Source organism: Mucilaginibacter sp. P25 (assembly GCF_050859465.1).
GTDB classification, from domain to species: domain Bacteria; phylum Bacteroidota; class Bacteroidia; order Sphingobacteriales; family Sphingobacteriaceae; genus Mucilaginibacter; species Mucilaginibacter gossypii.
The window spans coordinates 1,178,787-1,197,379 of sequence record NZ_CP193937.1; the positions used below are offsets into that span (position 1 = coordinate 1,178,787).

Annotated in this window: 14 protein-coding genes and 1 pseudogene; 6 read left to right on the plus strand and 9 right to left on the minus strand. The window is 44.5% G+C overall.

The window, feature by feature from the left end:
- Positions 1 to 102: 102 nt before the first annotated feature.
- The 4 genes from ACRQ5D_RS06225 to pdhA all read right to left on the minus strand — a co-directional run bounded on the left by ACRQ5D_RS06225 (position 103) and on the right by pdhA (position 5,274).
- A complete protein-coding gene (locus ACRQ5D_RS06225; RefSeq protein WP_432328555.1) occupies positions 103 to 1,512 on the minus strand; it encodes an anthranilate synthase component I family protein in 1,410 nt (469 codons plus the stop codon).
- Positions 1,513 to 1,760: 248 nt separating this feature from the next.
- Positions 1,761 to 2,186, minus strand: a complete 426-nt coding sequence (locus ACRQ5D_RS06230; protein WP_432328556.1) for a cytochrome B — start codon at positions 2,184 to 2,186, stop codon at positions 1,761 to 1,763.
- A 299-nt stretch (positions 2,187 to 2,485) separates the two neighbouring features.
- Positions 2,486 to 4,141 carry a 2-oxo acid dehydrogenase subunit E2 gene (locus ACRQ5D_RS06235; protein WP_432328557.1) on the minus strand — a complete coding sequence of 552 codons (1,656 nt, stop codon included), beginning with the start codon at positions 4,139 to 4,141 and terminating at the stop codon, positions 2,486 to 2,488.
- Between the two features lie 137 nt (positions 4,142 to 4,278).
- Positions 4,279 to 5,274 (minus strand): pyruvate dehydrogenase (acetyl-transferring) E1 component subunit alpha, encoded by a 996-nt coding sequence (gene pdhA, locus ACRQ5D_RS06240; RefSeq protein WP_090534807.1) that lies wholly within the window; start codon positions 5,272 to 5,274, stop codon positions 4,279 to 4,281.
- Between the two features lie 467 nt (positions 5,275 to 5,741).
- Here pdhA and ACRQ5D_RS06245 point away from each other — a divergent pair, with 467 nt between their 5' ends.
- On the plus strand, positions 5,742 to 6,347 hold the full coding sequence (locus tag ACRQ5D_RS06245; RefSeq protein WP_112658808.1) for a C40 family peptidase: 606 nt from the start codon (positions 5,742 to 5,744) through the stop codon (positions 6,345 to 6,347).
- A 61-nt stretch (positions 6,348 to 6,408) separates the two neighbouring features.
- The gene (locus ACRQ5D_RS06250; protein ID WP_432328558.1) at positions 6,409 to 7,536 is read left to right on the plus strand and encodes a CapA family protein; all 1,128 of its coding nucleotides are present in this window, start codon (positions 6,409 to 6,411) and stop codon (positions 7,534 to 7,536) included.
- A 206-nt stretch (positions 7,537 to 7,742) separates the two neighbouring features.
- Here the strand turns inward: ACRQ5D_RS06250 and ACRQ5D_RS06255 are convergent, their stop codons facing one another.
- The gene (locus tag ACRQ5D_RS06255) at positions 7,743 to 7,931 is read right to left on the minus strand and encodes a hypothetical protein (RefSeq protein ID WP_090534854.1); all 189 of its coding nucleotides are present in this window, start codon (positions 7,929 to 7,931) and stop codon (positions 7,743 to 7,745) included.
- A 94-nt stretch (positions 7,932 to 8,025) separates the two neighbouring features.
- On the opposite strand from ACRQ5D_RS06255, the gene ACRQ5D_RS06260 reads away from it, so the two are divergent.
- From ACRQ5D_RS06260 to dinB, 3 genes and pseudogenes are all read left to right on the plus strand, one after another.
- Positions 8,026 to 8,973, plus strand: coding sequence for an SPFH domain-containing protein (locus tag ACRQ5D_RS06260; protein WP_090534803.1), 948 nt, complete (start codon positions 8,026 to 8,028; stop codon positions 8,971 to 8,973).
- Positions 8,974 to 8,998: 25 nt separating this feature from the next.
- The gene (locus tag ACRQ5D_RS06265) at positions 8,999 to 9,556 is read left to right on the plus strand and encodes a DUF922 domain-containing protein (RefSeq protein WP_432328559.1); all 558 of its coding nucleotides are present in this window, start codon (positions 8,999 to 9,001) and stop codon (positions 9,554 to 9,556) included.
- 405 nt (positions 9,557 to 9,961) lie between these two features.
- Positions 9,962 to 11,081 (plus strand): annotated as a pseudogene (gene dinB / locus ACRQ5D_RS06270) (DNA polymerase IV).
- A gap of 152 nt (positions 11,082 to 11,233) precedes the next feature.
- Here dinB and ACRQ5D_RS06275 read toward each other — a convergent pair.
- Entirely contained in the window at positions 11,234 to 13,078 is a 1,845-nt protein-coding gene (locus ACRQ5D_RS06275) for an FAD-dependent oxidoreductase (protein WP_432329723.1), read from the minus strand.
- Between the two features lie 73 nt (positions 13,079 to 13,151).
- On the opposite strand from ACRQ5D_RS06275, the gene ACRQ5D_RS06280 reads away from it, so the two are divergent.
- Entirely contained in the window at positions 13,152 to 13,688 is a 537-nt protein-coding gene (locus ACRQ5D_RS06280) for a YfiT family bacillithiol transferase (RefSeq protein WP_090532080.1), read from the plus strand.
- A gap of 326 nt (positions 13,689 to 14,014) precedes the next feature.
- On the opposite strand, the gene ACRQ5D_RS06285 is transcribed toward ACRQ5D_RS06280, so the two are convergent.
- The 3 genes from ACRQ5D_RS06285 to ACRQ5D_RS06295 all read right to left on the minus strand — a co-directional run bounded on the left by ACRQ5D_RS06285 (position 14,015) and on the right by ACRQ5D_RS06295 (position 18,585).
- Positions 14,015 to 15,106 (minus strand): acyl-CoA dehydrogenase, encoded by a 1,092-nt coding sequence (locus ACRQ5D_RS06285; RefSeq protein ID WP_431199262.1) that lies wholly within the window; start codon positions 15,104 to 15,106, stop codon positions 14,015 to 14,017.
- Positions 15,107 to 15,429: 323 nt separating this feature from the next.
- Complete coding sequence (gene pnuC, locus ACRQ5D_RS06290) at positions 15,430 to 16,062, minus strand: nicotinamide riboside transporter PnuC (RefSeq protein WP_431199263.1); 633 nt, start codon at positions 16,060 to 16,062, stop codon at positions 15,430 to 15,432.
- Positions 16,063 to 16,131: 69 nt separating this feature from the next.
- A complete protein-coding gene (locus ACRQ5D_RS06295) occupies positions 16,132 to 18,585 on the minus strand; it encodes a TonB-dependent receptor (RefSeq protein WP_369596626.1) in 2,454 nt (817 codons plus the stop codon).
- Between the last annotated feature and the right edge of the window lie 8 nt (positions 18,586 to 18,593).

Below are 18,593 nucleotides of genomic sequence, written 5' to 3' on the forward strand. Positions count from 1 at the left end.
TGCTTTCCGTGGTATTTGTATTTTCTTTCATTTTGTTTTATATATCTTCAATATTTGTCAAAATTATTATTCACTATTGTTCCCCCTTTGGGGGGTAGGGGGTTACAGCTCCTCCGCTAATTCAAAAGCCCTTCTCAAAGCCGAGATCTTGGTATCAACCTCCCTTAGCTCACTTTCGGGGATCGAACCGGCGACGATGCCGGCACCTGCCTGATAATACAGGGTGTTATTTTTGCTTAAAAACGACCGGATCATGATGGCATGGTTAAAATCTCCGTTAAAACCCAGAAAACCTATCGCACCACTGTAAAAGCTGCGTTTAATGTTTTCGTTTTCATCGATGATCTCCATGGCACGGTATTTTGGAGCGCCGCTCAGTGTGCCAGCAGGGTAAGTATCAGCTACAACTTTAAAGGCCGATACACCGGGCTTCAGTTTTCCGCTTACGTGTGATACCAAATGGATCAGGTGCGAGTAATACTGAACCTCTTTAAATGCTTTAACGGTTACATTTTCGCAATGGCGGCTCAGGTCGTTGCGGGCCAAGTCAACCAACATTACGTGTTCTGCCGATTCTTTGGGGTCGTTCTCGAGGTTGCGGGCCAGCTCGGCATCGCGCTCATCATCTCCGCTGCGTTTAAATGTTCCGGCTATCGGGAATATGTTAGCCACATTATTTTTTATGGTGATCTGCGCCTCGGGCGATGAGCCAAAGATCCTGAAATCGCCAAAATCAAAATAAAACAGGTATGGTGATGGGTTGATAGAACGCAGGGCGCGGTAAACGTTAAACTCATCGCCCAGGAAAGTACGGGAGAAAGCCCTTGAAGGCACTATCTGGAAAACATCGCCCCGGTAAATGTGCTGCTTCATTTTCTCCACTATGGCAATAAACTCATCGCCGGTAAGGTTCGATTTTTCATCGCCATTGCTTTTAAAGCTATACTCGGGGAAGTTTTTGTTTTTGATGAGGTATTCCAGTTTTTCGATACCGCCATTGGTTGGTGCATCTTCGGGCTGGTTATGAAATATGTAAAGTTCGTTTTTAAAGTGGTCGATAGCGATGATGTACCTGTAAATATGGTACTGCATCACCGGAATCTGGCGTGTAGCATCATCGCTTTGCTTAAGTTTGATGGTTTCATAATGTTCAACGGCCTCGTGGGTAAAGTAACCAAACAAACCATTGGTGATCATTTTTAGCGGCAACGAATCGGTTTCAAAGCTGCCGGTAAAACTATTAAGCTGCTCGATCAAATCAAACGTACCGGCCTCATGTACTTCCTGGCTACCATCGGGGTATTGTTTTTTGAGGATACCGTTATTGAGCACGATGCCGCTGAGCGGTTCGCAGCAAATGTAGCTGGTGCTGTTTTCGCGGCTGTGATAATCGGAGCTTTCCAGCAGCAGTGAGTTAGGGAATACATCGCGCAGGCGAAGGTAAATGCTCACTGGTGTAGTGGTATCGGCCAGCAGCTTTTTATAAGTTGTAGTAATTTTAAATGTGCTCATGTTTATTTTTCAAATATCTTAAAACAAAAAAACCCGGCGAATTGGGGTCGCCGGGTTTCCTATTTAGGTTCACAATTGATTAGGTTGTCTCTGATCAAAAAGCGCAAGCCGGCTGCCAATTTAATTGGTGCCACCAGCTGTTTTTATGTGTGTTTTTAATCATCGCGGTCACAAATTTATAAAGAAATTTGAATTGTCAAATTTTTTGTGAAATTATTTATTTGCTAAATCCTATTAGCTACGTAGAATTACTGTGGAATAAGCATAATACCTACCGAAATAAGTACAATCCCTATCAAATAAAAGATAGCGATGGCTTTATGCTTAGCCTCTGGCAGGGCAGCTTTCTTCGATTTGCTGTGACCGATAGTGATTAATGCTATGGCAATAAGCATAATTACCCAATGCTCAACCGTAAAATAGCGGGTGATAGGATTTTTCATGGTCTCTTTGCTAAACTGCACCATCGGGCTGATAAAAAACAGGATGATGCCCAGCAAAAATTGTGTATGTACCGAGATCATGGCAAACAGGTTAAGCTTGCGGTTGCCCTCGCCATATGGTCTTTTTCCCAGCCAGCCCATAAAGGCACGTACAAGGGCCAGCAATACCAGTACAATAACAATGTACCTGAAACCGGAATGGAATTCCTTAAAAAAGCTATAAAGTGTCATACATCAAAATTTGCTGTGAATATACAACATATAGCTCATTGATGGCATTAGGTCATTATGTCATTTTTTTGCAGGCATAGCTAAATTGCACTGTAAAATTATGTCATTGCGCGCGTAGCGCGGCAATCTCGTAGCCAATGCATGTCGATGTGTATAGCTAAGAGATTGCCACGCCGTCTCATCGCTCATATCTTCGCAATGACATATTTTGGGGATAGTTTTAACAAAAAAAGCGATGAGCCTAAACCCATCGCTTTTCAAAATCCGAAATCGAAAATCCGATATTCGAAATCAATAAATTATATTAGCAGCCTTACCGGCTCTTCTAATAATTGCTTTAATGTTTGCAGGAAGGCAGCAGCCGTAGCACCGTCAACCACGCGGTGGTCGGCGCTCAGGGTAACCTTCATGATGTTGCCAGGTACTACCGCACCATTTTTAACAACAGGAACAGCCTGAATACCGCTTACAGCAAGGATACATGCGTTTGGTGTGTTAATGATGGCAGTAAACTCGTCAACGCCAAACATACCAAGGTTTGAAATGGTGAAGGTTGAACCCTCCATTTCGTTTGGCTGTAGTTTTTTAGATTTTGCTTTGCCTGCAAACTCTTTCACTTCAACCGAAATGTGACTTAATGATTTACCATCGGCAAATTTGATAACCGGTACCAATAAACCTTCGTCAACAGCAACGGCAACGCCAACGTGAACGTGCTCATTAGTGCGGATCTTATCACCCAGGAATGATGAGTTGATAGCAGGATGCTGCCTTAAGGCAACAGCGCAGGCTTTAACAACAAAATCATTAAATGAAATTTTAACCGGGGCAATCTCGTTCATACGGGTACGGGCCACAATAGCCTGATCCATATCAATGCTCATGGTTACATAGAAATGCGGAGCAGTAAACAAGCTTTCGCTTAGGCGGCGGCTGATAGCTTTACGCATTTGAGTAACCGGCCTTTCGCTGAATTTCTCTTCGCCTGTAAAGGTTGGCAATACGATAGGTGCTTTTGCAGCAGCAGCCGGAGCGGCAGCAGGTGCAGCTTCAGTAACAGGAGCCGCAGCCGGTTTAGCCGACGGTGTATATTCTTCCACATCCTTTTTGATGATACGGCCACCTTCAGCGCTGCCTTTTACATCATTAAGGTTGATACCTTTATCTTTAGCTATTTTACGTGCCAGCGGGGATGCTTTTACGCGGCTATCATCATCAGATGAACTTTCAGTTGTGGCAGCAGGGGCAGCTTCAGCTGTTTTAGCTTCAGCAGCAGGGGCAGCTTCAGCGGCGGCAGGGGCCGAACCACCATCCTGCAATAACGGGGTGATGTCGGTACCTTCTTTACCTACTATGGCAATGATATCATTTACTTTAGCGGCTTCACCTTCTTTAACACCTATATATAACAAGGTACCGGCTTCGTAACCCACAACTTCCATGGTAGCCTTATCGGTTGCCACATCAGCAAGTGAATCATCTGCTTTTACTTTATCGCCAACTTTAAAGTTCCATTTTTCAATGGTACCTTCGGTCATGGTGTCGCTCAATAATGGCATGCGGATAACCGTAGCCGGAATGCTTGATAAATCAACCTTAGGTGCGGCTGGTGCCGGAGTAGCGGCAGGTGCTTTGTCGGCAGCTGGTGCCGCTTCCTTAACAGGCTCTGCGGCAGCGCCACTGCCAGCCTGGTCAAGTAAAGACTTATAATCTTCACCTTCTTTACCTAAAATGGCAATTACAGAATCAACCGGGGCGGCAGCACCTTCCTGTATACCTATATACAGCAATGTACCATCCTGGTACGATTCAAAATCCATGGTAGCTTTATCAGTTTCAATCTCGGCCAGTACATCGCCCGATTTAACCTTGTCGCCAACTTTTTTATGCCATTTCGCCAATACCCCTTCGGTCATGGTATCGCTCATTTTAGGCATTTTTACTACTTCGGCCATATATTAATAGTATTATAAATTCAGTATAAATATAGTTAGTTCTTATCGTGAAGTTTAAAGTCTGAAGTTTTTAGCCTGAAGTCTTTTTTTGACCGCAAAGACTATAGGCTTTCGACTTAGTACTTTCGACTTAAAACTTAGTCCCTTATATAAGGGTAATCTTCTTGAACGTAAACATCTGTATATAATTCAGATGCATCCGGCCATGGCGATTCTTCAGCAAACTTCACAGCTTCGTCAACAATAGCTTTGATCTTAGCGTCCATTTCGTCAAACCATGCTTCATCAGCATATTTTTCGGCAAGGATAGTTTGTTTGGTAGCCTCAAGAGGGTCTTTCGCTTTATAGCTTTCCAACTCCTCTTTAGTACGATACTTTTGCGGATCGGACATGGAGTGACCTTTATAGCGGTAAGTACGCATTTCAAGGAAGGTTGGTCCTTCGCCTGCACGCGCGCGCTGAACAGCTTCGTCCATTGCTACGTGTACCGCAGCAGGGTCCATACCATCAACCGGCGATGAAGGGATTCCATAAGGCAGGCCTAATTTATAAATATCAGTCTGCGCGGTTGTACGCTCAACAGAAGTACCCATGGCATAACCATTGTTTTCGCAAACAAAAATTACAGGCAGTTTCCAAAGCGCAGCCATATTAAAGGTTTCGGTAAGCGCGCCCTGGCGTACGGCACCATCACCCATATAGGCAATGTTCACAAACTCGGTACCTTTATATTTTTCGGCAAAAGCAATCCCGGCACCCAGCGGTACCTGGCCGCCCACAATGCCGTGACCACCATAAAAATGTTTTTCTTTATCAAACATGTGCATAGAACCACCTTTGCCTTTTGAGCATCCGGTAGCTTTACCATACATTTCGGCCATAATGGCGTTTGGAGTTACACCTTTAGCAAGTGCATGGGCATGATCGCGATATGCGGTGATCATACTGTCTTCAGGTTTAATTACAGACATGGCTCCGGCCAAAACAGCCTCCTGCCCAATATATAAATGGCAAAAGCCCCTGATCTTTTGTTGTCCGTATAACTGTCCTGTTTTTTCTTCGAACCTGCGCATCAATAGCATCTGTTCGTACCACATCAGGTAGGTGTCCTTGTTTATTTCGATTGAACTCATGTATTAAACAACCTTTTTGGAGTAAAGCGCAAATCTAATTATATCCTGCAAAATATCGAAACCTCAAGCAAATTGTTGCAAAATTTTATTTGGTGGCCTTAAAGTGTATTTAAACACAACAAACCGGCTGTTTATAAGTTTGGCATACCCCATTGGGTTAAAATAGAACTTAAAAAAACACACCAAGAGGCAATAAATTATCGTTTTGCGAAGTTTTAGAAGGGTTGTTTTTCGCGAAAGACTAAAAAAAGCCTTTAAATAATTACAACCAAATTACATTAATACACGTACAAAAGCCTGTTTATTAAAAGGGTGTGTAATAAAAAGCACTTTTTTATATTTTTTGAAAAATAAGCTGCATTTATTTGCAATTTTAAAAAATATAAATAGTTTTGTAGAGCACGATAGACATAGTGTCTGATTTAATAAACAATTTGTTGTCCTAACTCAACAAACAAACTGATTAAATGAAGAAATTTGCCCTGGCTATTGCCTTACTTTTCAGCGTCGTAGCTTCACAAGCTCAAACCAAAAGTGCCCAAAGCACCAGTGATGATAACAAAGACGACCAGGAAAGTTTAGGTAAAGCATACTTTTCCCAAATTATGGGAGTTGCTTTATCTGCTACCTCAAACATGAAACTTTTTCACTTTGTTTACGATTGGATTGGTACCCCTTACCATTTTGGCGGAAGCTCAAGAAGAGGCATTGACTGCTCAGCCTTCACCAAAGAATTGTACAGCGAAGTTTTTAACCTTGATATTAAACGTAACTCACGCGATATTTTCAGCATGGTTAACCCTGTTGGTAAGGATGAGTTAAAAGAAGGCGATTTGGTTTTCTTTAAGATCCACAGCCGCAGCATTTCGCATGTAGGTATTTATTTAGGTAATAATAAATTTGCTCATGCCTCGTCAAGGGGTGTAGCCATCAGTAGTCTTGACGACGCTTACTACAGCCGTTTCTTTTATAAAGGCGGCAGGTTGTTAGCTTCATTTAAGGATGAGTTTAAAGGTTCGGCATCGACGGGTAGCAACGATATGGGCGACGACGTAGACGAAAGCAAAAACTAAACGATTTTGAAATAAATAAACTAATTTGGTCCCTTCATCCCGGTGAGGGGATTTTTTTATAATGAAATTTTTATTGCTTACGGCAGCCTGCCTGGCGCTGTTTTTACAGGCTTGTAACCATCCGCCAAATAAAAAACAAATCCTGGCCCCTGCACCTAAACCCGATACTGCCGCTACAACAACTACAGCCGTTGTTCAGCATGATTCATCCATATCCATTGCCGCTGTTGGCGATATGATGCTCGGAACCTCTTACCCTAATAATTATACCCTCCCGCCCGACAGTGCTAAAAACAGCTTTAATGTTATTGCCGACGAACTAAGAAACGCCGACGTAACCTTTGGCAATCTTGAGGGCAGCTTGCTTGACGGAGGGAACCCTGCCCATTATAAACTGCATCAACGAAGTAAGGCTTATCTGTTCAGGATGCCTACAGCCTATGCAGGCGTTTTCAAAGACGCCGGTTTTGACTTGCTAAGCCTGGCCAATAACCATATAGGCGATTTTGGCGATACCGGCCGGATGAGCACCACTCATGTGCTTGACAGCATAGGGATTAATTATGGCGGACTGCTTAGCCACCCCTCCACGGTGTTCGAACGCAACGGTGTTAAATATGGTTTTTGCGCTTTTGCCCCCAATGCCAATACCCTGCCTATTCTCAACCTAAAGAACGCTACCCATATCATAAGCCAACTGAAACAACGGTGTGATATTCTCATTGTATCGTTTCATGGTGGTGGCGAGGGTGTAGCTTATGAACATATTCCTTTTGCAATGGAATCATTCATCAGCGAAAAGCGTGGCGATGTAAATGCCTTTGCCCATAATGCTATTGATGCCGGTGCGGATATTATATTGGGCAATGGCCCGCACGTGAGCCGGGCAATGGAGGTTTATAAAAACCGGCTGATCGCTTACAGTCTCGGTAACTTTTGTACTTATAAATCAGTAAGTGTGGCAGGGGTTTGCGGCCTGGCGCCATTATTAAAAGTAAAGCTGAACAAAAAGGGGGAGTTTTTAAACGGACGCATCATATCCCTAAGGCAAGCACATGATAAAGGGCTTGAACTTGATTCGCTTAACCGTGCTGCTATCCGGATCAGGGAACTTACAGAAGCTGATTTCCCCGATGCGGGATTACTTATATCCGACACGGGCGAGATCAGCCTTAACCCGGCTATTTAAAATCTCAGCAGATAAAAAAGACATAGGGTAAATTAAGCCAACGTGTGGACTCACCCCGACTTCGCTACGCTCGTCACCCCTCTATGCTGCGCAAAGAGGGGATTTTAATTTTTCCAACCCTCTTTGCGGCACAGCCGGAGAGAGGGTGGTCCAGCGAAGCGTAGACCGGGTGAGTAAACTATGCAATTTGCAGCTAATGTGCACATCTAAGCTGCTTCATCCTTAGTATTACGCACCAGGCTGATACCCGTTGTAAAAAATATTAATGAGATAATACCAATTACCACCATGGTGGTTATTTGCGCGCTATGGTTTATAATAGCTACACCGGTATAAATAAGGCCAACTATACCAAGCACGCTCAATATAGCTCCAAAAGTTCGTTTTAAGTTCATGACAGGTGTGTTGTTTTTTATAAGCATTTTTTAAAAAACAAATAACACACCAATAATTAATGCTACTTTTATTTTAAACATAATAAACCAAACCATGCCCGAATCATTTGGATCATTGATAACAATCATCATTTTTGTTGTTATCCTTATTACTATTTTTACCTCGTTTGTGTCTGTAAAACAGGGCACTATAGTAGTTATCACCGTATTTGGCAAATACCGCCGCATCCTAACCCCGGGACTCAATTTCAAGATCCCTTTTATCGAAAACATTTACTCCAAAATCTCTATCCAAAACCGCTCGGTTGAGCTGGAGTTCCAGGCGGTAACTTACGACCAGGCTAATGTGTATTTTAAGGCCATGCTGCTGTACTCGGTATTGGACCAGCAGGAAGAAACCATCAAAAACGTAGCTTTTAAATTTGTTGACGAGCGCAACCTGATGCAGGCCCTGATCCGTACGGTTGAAGGCTCCATCCGTGCTTTTGTAGCCACCAAACGCCAGAGCGAGGTACTGATATTACGCCGCGATATTGTGGAACACGTAAAAGAGCAACTGGATGTGATACTGGAAGGCTGGGGCTACCACCTGCAGGACCTTCAGTTAAACGATATTACTTTTGATGATGTGATCATGAAATCAATGAGCCAGGTGGTGGCATCAAACAACCTGAAGGCCGCTGCCGAAAACGAAGGCCAGGCCCTGCTCATCACCAAAACCAAAGCTGCCGAGGCAGAGGGTAACGCCATCAAAATTTCGGCCCAGGCCGAGCGTGAGGCAGCTCAATTACGTGGCCAGGGTATTGCGCTGTTCCGCGAGGAAGTTGCCCGCGGTATGACTGTAGCCGCTAAAGAAATGGCCGAAGCTAACATGGATACCTCGGTGATTTTGTTCACCATGTGGACAGAATCCATCAAACACTTTTCCGAAAACTCAAAAGGGAATGTTATTTTCCTGGATGGCTCAACCGATCAGATGCAACATACATTAAAAGAAATGATGGCCTTAAACCTTTTACATACCGACAACGTCAAAAAGTAAAAGTTTGAAACCGCCAGTTTTTTAAATGAAAAGAAATATAGTGAAAGTGATAGGCCCTGCGGCCATGTGCGTTTTAATGATGATTGCGCCTGCTTCGGCACAGTCATTTCACCAGTTAACTGCCAATGATTTTTGGGGAACGCCGCGGGCTAATGCCGGCGGCGTTGTAGCTTATACCAACTGCACCATCGATTACCGGTACCGGGCCCGGCGCGAAGGCAGGGGTTACCGGCTTAATTTTAACATCAGGCTCATCCTTAACAACAATAAATCATGGCTTGATAAAAGCAGGGTTAATACGCCGCAGCAACTCAGCGAAATACTGAAACATGAGCAGGGCCATTACACCATTGCGTTTTTAGAGCAGCAGGAGCTGTTACGCATAGTAAGCAACACCCGTTTCAGCAATAATTACAACTACGAAGCCATGGCCATTTTTAACCGTATCGACGCCAAGTATAAACAGCTCAATGCCGATTATGATGAGGACACGGCTCACATGACAGATCGTAAGCAACAGCACAGCTGGGATGTGTATTTTCAACAAAAACTTCAATTTTTGCCGGGAGATACGGAGAGTTGATTTTTCAGATTCCTTTTGCACGTTCAAGCGTCCTTCGCTTGAATAATAGGAAAGGTAAGCGTCCGCGCTTACTGTAAAAGACTAATCTTCCAATCTTGCGCTCGTTTGCAACAAGCGCTTAATATGGTTTGGCGATTGTATTGCCCGTGCGTTATAAACGCAAACCCAGTTACATACTCGTTAAAAACGAGCGCAAGTTAATACCGAACACCGGGGTTGTGTACCTCTGGCACACTAAAAACTGTTTATTTGATTCCTACAAACCTTCTGCACTTCTGGTGCAACCCGTCAATCCCTTAACTTAATAACATTGCGTTTGCTGTAGCACTTGAGTTTAGAAACGCCTAAGCCTGCTATCAACAATTGCAGCAGGCCTGCAACCCAGCTATATTTGCTTTTATCGGAATGACGGAGCAATCACCAAATACCCATCGTAAAATTATCCATATTGATATGGATGCTTTTTACGCGTCGGTTGAGCAGCGGGATTTTCCGGAGTACCGGGGTAAACCTTTGGTGGTGGGCGGTTTGCCCGAAGGTCGGGGAGGTGTGGTGGCCACCGCCAGTTACGAGGCCCGGAAGTTTGGCATCCGGTCGGCCATGTCATCGAAAAAGGCATTGCAACTTTGCCCGCATGCATTGTTTGTAAGGCCAAGGTTTAATGTATACCGGGAGGTATCACAGCATATCCGGGAGATCTTTAGCCGTTATACCGACCTGATAGAACCGCTCTCTTTAGATGAAGCTTTCCTGGATGTAACCAACGATAAGAAGGACATCGGCTCGGCCATAGAAATAGCCAAACTCATTAAACAGGCTATTAAAGACGAGACTGCAGCTCACCGCTTCGGCCGGGGTGTCTATCAATAAATTTGTAGCCAAAATAGCATCTGACATCAATAAGCCCGATGGCCTGAAGTTTATCGGGCCATCAAGCATCGAAAATTTTATGGAGCAGCTGCCTGTCGAAAAATTCTTTGGTGTAGGCAAGGTAACCGCTCAAAAAATGAAACAGATGGGCCTGCACACCGGGGCCGACCTGAAACGACTGGAAGAAAGTGACCTTGTAAAACACTTTGGTAAAGTGGGCAGGTTTTACTACCAGATAGTGCGCGGCATTGATAACAGGGAAGTCCAACCCCACCGCGAAACTAAATCCCTGGGTGCCGAAGATACTTTCGCTTATGACCTGACAACTCTTGAGGAAATGGAGGCTGAGCTTGATAAAATAGCAGTCACCGTTCATAACCGGCTGCTTAAATATGAATTGAAAGGCCGCACCATTACCCTCAAGGTAAAATACCACGATTTTAAACAGATCACCCGCAATCAATCCTTTCCCACACCGGTAAACGAACTTGAAACGATCAACCATACAGCCAAACAATTGATGGCTGCAACAGGTGTTGATGATGTAAAAGTACGGCTGTTGGGCATTTCGCTTTCAAACTTTGGCGAATTGCCTGTTAAGCAGCGGGATGATAAGGAGCTTGGGCCGGGGGATCAGTTGGAGTTGGAGTTGTAGGTATCAAAAAAATGTCATTTCGATGGAGCAGGGAAGGCTGAGTGTTGGTGCGAAGGAGAAATCTTCTACGCCCGGCAATCGGCTATGCACAGTTTGCTAACTTGATGTATGAGATTTCTCCCGATGGTCGAAATGACATAGTTTTTAACATTCTAATTCACCATCCTCCCCGCAACATCCACCGACCGCGCAAAAGGATTAAAAAACCTGTTGGCCAGTATAGCAAATTCACGACGGGTTACCGGCCGTTTCATATCAAAAGCAGAACTGAATTTATATTGATCTTTCCAGGCCTTTTGCATGGCAATTTCCAAAGTATGCGGATCGGTTAGCGTGGTTTCGCTGATAAACGATAATAGGTTTCCTACCGTGAACACCGGGCCGGGCTTCTCTTTATTAAACCATAAAAAGCCCCGGGTATAAATCTCTTCCAGTGTTGGTTTGATTTCGGCTGTGGCAACTAAGGAATCAGGCTGAAATAACAAACGCGCGGTATTGCCATCTGCCTTTTGTACGCCTTTTAATAGTCCGGAAGCACCTATTTGTTGTATCGCCCTGAAATACGGATCGGTTGGTTTAACATCCGCAAAAGGCATGATCCAGGCTTTAAAGTCGAGCAGTTCGCCCTGGATTATCCGCACATTTAAGTTTTGGGTGGTGGTTTTAAAAAAGGCGCAATAGGCTGCGGTTGCACCGGCGCCCTGCCCAATAGCCATTTGTACTGAGGGATACATGGTGCTGGCATTTACCAGGTGCGTTACCGACATGGCTTTTTCCGTTACCAGTAAATTATCCAGGTCTTTAAGCACAATAGCCCCCAGCGGCACACCATAGGCAGGGAAAGGCGGGTAAATAACTTTCGGAGCATTGGCATCTGTATAATGCTGCCCCGGGGAAGCATCGCCAACGGCAATGGCTGTACGGTAAAGTTTTGATTCGCGGTTGTAAGGTTTGTACACATCATCCAGCATCATCCTCACCAAACCTTTTGTCGCGCGACCAGCCTCGCGCAAATATGGGAGATATGGCAAATGATCGGGGGTAGTAAAGCCTTCGCCCAAACCGAGGTTTTTGTAGCCCAGTTCGGTTTGCAGATAGTAGATCAATCCTAAAGTATGCAAGCGTGCTTTGGCATAAAAAGCTTCCCGGTTTTCCGGCTTTAAATTATCAGGGGCAACCAGGAACTGGTTTCCGCATTCGGCCCATTTGATCATGTATTTATCATTGGGCAGCCTGCCATCATCAAGCATTTTTTTAATATTCTTACCCTTAAGGCAAGTGTACGCCGCGGCATCATAGCCATCAGGCCTGGCAATGGTCTTATCTGCCGCAGCACCAAAATCTTTCAAAATAGCAATCCAGCTAAGGTCCTGCAACTGTGTCGATTCATTATCAGGCGCCAGGGCTTCGTTAGTTTGCTTTTTAGCCTCAAAACCATAAACGTAGGTTTCGCCTGCTTTGGCGGCCACATCGCCGGTTTCGGTAGCATCAATAACTACTTTAGCTTTTACGGTAGCGGTTTTCCCGTCGAGGGTGATAGTTACATCCCAACCGGTGCCATCTTTTTTAATGCCTGTAAATGGGGTATTTAGTTTTACGGTGAGGTTTTTTACCGTATCGGTTATTTTTTTGAGGATAGCAGCCCCGGTATAGGGTTCAAATCTTAGCGTAGCATTGTAAGCAGTATCATAACCCGGGGTTTTGCTATAAAAATCCCGCACCCTGCGCCTGAACTCGCCCCAGATGCCTGTTGGTAAATTGCGGTTACCTTCAACTATGCTCATCCCGCCAGCTGTCATGCTGCCGCCAAGCCAGGGGCCTTGTTCAACCAGCATGGTTTTCAGTTTGCTTCGTGCACCCTGTATGGCGGCCGCTGTTCCGCTTGCGCTTCCGCCTACAACTAATATATCGGTTTTAATGGTTTGTGCAAAGGATAGCGTACAGTTAAAAACTAAAAGTACGGCCAGTAACTTTTTTTCATTAGTTAAATTAACAATCTACAGAACGCTAAAATAGGCCAAAAGCTTGTGGTAGTATAAAATAATGCCTAATTTAATTTTTTTAACATTTATGATGACAGACGAACAAATGAAATACCCTATAGGGAAGTTTGCGCCCCCGGCTTCATACACTACCGAAGATATGCGCGGCTGGATTGAAGATATTGCTACCCTGCCGGGGAAGCTGCGTCATGCAATTGCCGGCCTTAATTACCAGGAACTGGATACCCCATACCGCACCGGCGGCTGGACACTGCGCCAGGTGATTCACCATTTGGCCGATAGCCACATGAATTCCATTACCCGCTTTAAGCTTGCCCTCACTGAAAATAATCCAACTATAAAGCCATATGAAGAGGCCGACTGGGCGCTACTACCAGATTATCGCCTGCCAGTTGAGCCATCATTAAAAATGCTGGAAGGCATCCATCAGCATTTTGTAGCCCTGTTTGAAAGTTTCACCGAAAACGAATGGGCACGCACTTTTGTTCATCCGGCCTCGGGCGAAACGATATCGCTGAAAAAAGGACTGGCCCTGTACGCATGGCACAGCAACCACCATTTGGCACATGTAACCGAAACGGTGAAGAAATTTGCGAAGGTTTGATTTGAGATGAAAGGATAAAGGTAAAAGGCGAAAGGTGTGTTTTACCGGAATAAAGTTTATGTTCCCTCAGGGCCTCTCTGCGAGAGGCTCTGAAGGGACGTTATGACGTAAATGTAAGTTATTGATTATCGGATGCGTTTTTTAATTGATTTATAAATATGGGCGTTGCCTGCGGCCCGGGCTGTACGCTCATACTGCACAAGGCCTTAGCCACAGGCCGGTATCCGCTCCCATCCCTAACGCAGCCCCATGCACCATCTTTAAATAAATTTCAAATGTCATTCCGATTTTTTTCCGGGGTCACGAACGAGCTAAATGAATATCTTTTAATCAATCGATTCAAAGGTTAACAGCGAATGCTGACCAGCGGTATGAAGGTCCCGCCATACCTGGTTAATTTCCGTATCGGGGTTGGCGGCAGATAAACCACAGTAGGTATAAAGCTTATCCACACTTTCGCGCGAAACTTTGGCCAGCTTCCGGCTCATTAAACTTACTTCCTGCAAGCCGTTATTATCGGCCGAGTCAAAGTTGTTCCATGAGCAATCAACGGCCTGGTAAAATTCGGCGCGGACTTCATTGAGTAAAATGATCTGATCGGCCAATAGTTGTTGAATGTATTCTTTTTGCGGCTCGGTTAAACGCGGGTTTTTCATCCGTTCATCAAAGGCCGGTCCGCACAGGTCAAGAAAATGAATGGCTAATCCCGAAAGGTTAGCAGCCAGCGTTGCTTCGGCTAATTGCAGAAAGGGGTAGCGATATAAAGGTTCGTTTACAACCGTATACTGCGGATCGATCTTAAAACTGCGATTTTTATCAACGTACAGGTCTTTTACTTCATAGGCATCACTTCCGGTAGCCATCATGCCAACATATTTCCAGGCCGGAAAAATACTAACATCTTTTTTGTCGAAAACAAAAGGAAGTATCAGCGGTTCGCCCTCATCATTCAAAACAGTTTCATCGCCTTTTTTAATGATACAATTTGCAGTGATGTGGGTTGCATGATGTGCACCGCTGGCGTACTTCCAGGTACCGTTGACGATATAGCCATCTCCGCTGATGGTAGCTGTACCTGTTGATGCACCGCTACCTGCCAGGCACAATTGCGGATTGGCCATGATCTCTGCAGCTAAAGCCGGATCCAGAAATCCACCAAACCAACCTGCACCTGCACAAAGGGTCACTACCCAACCCAAACTGCCATTGGCCCAGGCCAAACTTTCTTCCAGCCGTACCATTTGCGGCAACGCCAATTGCAGACCGGAATAAACTTTCGGCACTAAAAATTTAAACCAGCCCTGCTCATAAATAAGCGCCAGCTGATCGGGCTGCAGCTTGCCGGCCTGCTCAGCTGCAGGAGCTGCTTTCCGTATGATATCAACCCATTCGGGTTTTAAATTTTGTGATGGATGCATTTTTTATTTAGCTTAAAGCTGAAAGCAAAAGGCTTAAAGCGTAACAGGCAATACTCAATTTACCATCAGGATAACAAAAGATACTGACAGTATTTTGTCAGTGTTCAATTTTTGAAAAACGGGTGTTCAACGTTTCGGCCCCTTAAAAACACAAAGTGCTGATTACCAGAACCAAGGCGTTCAATTTGATTAAAATTGAATTTTAACCAATTCGTAAAGTATTGACTATCAATAATGTTTGTTTTTCAAAAAACGCCGGGTGTTTACACTTTTTAAAATTGAACACTTGGTACAATCTGGCCATTGAACACTTTTTCTAACCTCTAATCTACAACTACCAACCGCTCTGCCTCTACCTGTTTCTTCCACTCAAAATACCCCCATATCGCTATAATAAACAGGAAGATGGTGAGCATGGCGAACAGCGGCAATTTTTTATAAAACTGTAGCGGTACCGCGAAGAAGTTGGAGACATTTAAAAAAATCCAGTTCTCTATTTTACGGCGTGCCAGCAGCCACATGCCTGCCCAGGCAGTTGATGACACTAATGCATCCCAACCGGGAACATTTGATGGCGTGAAATACTTAGAAGGAAGGTTTTTGATGAGGAAGTAAAATACTACCCACCCAACAATACTGATAGCTAAGCTTATTATCCATTCATTTTTGGTAGAATAGGTTATTTTAATTGGCGGCTCGTTCCGTTTCTTTACCCAGTAGATCCAACCATAAACGCTCATGACAATGTAGTAGCCGTTCAGTACCGATTCGGCATACAAATGAACTTCCATCAATAGAAATATCGAGATGGCCGTACCCAATATTCCTGCCGGGTACAACAATATGTTATTTACGCGGGCCAGCAACACCTCGGTAACACCCAGCGCAACGGCAAGCCATTGCAGCCAGGTAGTTTCCTTTATTTGTTCAATGAATAGGTCGAGCCAATGATTCATATCCTAATCCTCAATTCGTGAAATTCGATCAAATTCGTAAAATTTGCGTCGATATAAAATTGCTGCCCATTAAAATCCCAGACTCAACGATGCCATAAAGTTTCGCGGCGCCTGCGGGAAGTAATAGTTATAGTTAATTACATGCCCGCCTTCAATATCCGGGTAGGTAGCGCCATTGTTTTCATACTTCTCGCTGAAGATATTATTAACCTGCAGGCCAACAGTTATGTTTTTAACCGAGCGAACGCTAAAGCTGTACCTCAACCTCACATCGTTCACAAAAAAGCTGTTCAGCAAACGGTTGGCGGCATAAGGATTAGCCGCATTATCGGGCGCTATGCCAAAACCTTCGGGATTACGGTTCATGGTATTATCTAAGTATTGCTTGCCTACATATTTGCTGATGAAAGCAATTTCTCCGCCTTTAACAGGGCTGTAACTGATTACGCTTGAACCGGTAAATGACGGCGAATAGGCGATATCTGTTTTGGCAAATGTTTCCTCAACCAGCGAGCCATCATCATAATTAGAGAAAAACTGGTGATAGTTTTTAATCTTGTTAGTGCTGAGGGTTGCGGTAGCGCTCCAGTTTAACTGATCAGTGATTTTCACTTTTCCGCTGAATTCCAAACCCGCGCGGTAGCTGTCCTTTACGTTGGTACGCACCGGGCTACCTACATCATTCAATGACCCGGTTAATACCAACTGATTTTTATATAGCATGTAGAAACCATTCAACTCCCCACTAAAAACAGGTGAGCTGAAGCGGTAGCCAGCCTCAAAATCTTTCAGGTTTTCTGGTTTCGGCCGGTTTTGCGGAGGCGAGTCGACATAATCATCTCGGTTGGGCTCATGGTTGCCCACCGCAAAGGAGGCATACACATTACTGTGCTCATTAAACTGGTAAGTAACACCTGCTTTAGGGTTAAAGAAGTTTAACTGCGCTGTTTGCTGGGCATTGTTAAGGTTTTTGTCGATACCGTAAAATGAATAATTAATGTGACGGTATTGCATATCGGCATACAACAAAAATTTGTCTACATGCCATTCGGCGCGGCCAAAAATGTTAAAATCTTTCTTTTTTGCATCATCCCGATAGTATTGATAGTTAGGACCAACGCCTATACTTTCTTCGGCAGAAATAATATTACCATAATGCGCACCTTTATATTCATTGTAGGCGCCACCAAGATTGAAGTTCAGTTTGGTAGTAGGCTGATATTTTAAGGCATAAGTAACACCATAAAAATCATTATTAAGCCAAAGCCTGCGAACAAGATTAGTGGTTGAAATGGTATCGGTACCATAAATGACAGGTGATAAACCATAATTACTCACAGCATCACCTTTCCTGTACTCTTCGTAATAACCTTCGCCATGAGTATAATGCAGGGCCCCGCTGAACGACAGTTTATCCGAAAACTTTTTATCGTATAGCAACTGGTAATGGTTTTGCAGGTAATCGTCAACCTGGTCTTTATAAAAGGCTCCGTTACCCATATCTCCCAGTTCGTTATAAGTACGGTTATCCGGGCGGGTATCATCGCCTATTACATAATCGGCAACGCCGTTCCAGGCCTGGTAAGTACGCTCATGGCCCGAGAACACGTTTAATCTTAAAGTACTGTTATCACCATAATAAGCACCGCTTACAAAAAATGATTTTAACCGGGATGATGCACGGGCGATATACCCGTCGGAACGGATGCGAGATAAGCGACCATCTATGCTAAACCTGCCGCCAAGCAGGCCAGTCCCTACGCTTACGGTGTTTTTTAGTGAACCGTATGAACCTGCCGAGTTATCGAGCTGAGCATAGGCGGTATCCCTGCGAGTAGCCGTTTGTACGTTGATACTACCGCCAAAGGCACCTGCTCCATTGGTTGAGGTACCCACACCACGCTGGATTTGCAGGGTGTTGATAGATGATGCGAAGTCGGGCAGATCAACAAAGTATGCGCCCTGGCTTTCCGCGTCATTTAAAGGAATGCCGTTAACCGTTACGTTAATGCGCGATGCGTCTGACCCGCGGATGCGGATCCCCGTATAACCTATACCTGTACCTGCATCAGAGTTGATCACTACCGATGGCGTTTGGTTAAGCAGGTAAGGCAGATCCTGGCCGAAGTTGTTTTTTTCGAGATCTTTTTTGCTGAGATTGGTAAAGGTTGTAGGCGAGTTTTTGCCTGCGCGGGTAGCCGTTACAGTAACCTCATCAGCAGTAAATGTACTGCCGCCCAATAAAAAGTTGATTGATTGATTAGCAGCAAGTGTAACACTTTTGGTTAAAGGTTGATAGCCGATATAGCTGGCTTTAACGGTATAATTGCCTTTTTTCAGATCGTTAAAACTATACTTACCTGCAGCGTCGGCAACGGTGCTTTGCTGCGGGTTTAAAATAGTAATAGTTGCGCCGGGCAATGCTTCGCCGGATTGATTGGTCACTTTCCCCGAAATGGAAAGCTGGGCCGATGCCATAACAGGCAACAACAGGGCCATAACAGCCACAAATAAATTTTTCAAAATGTTGT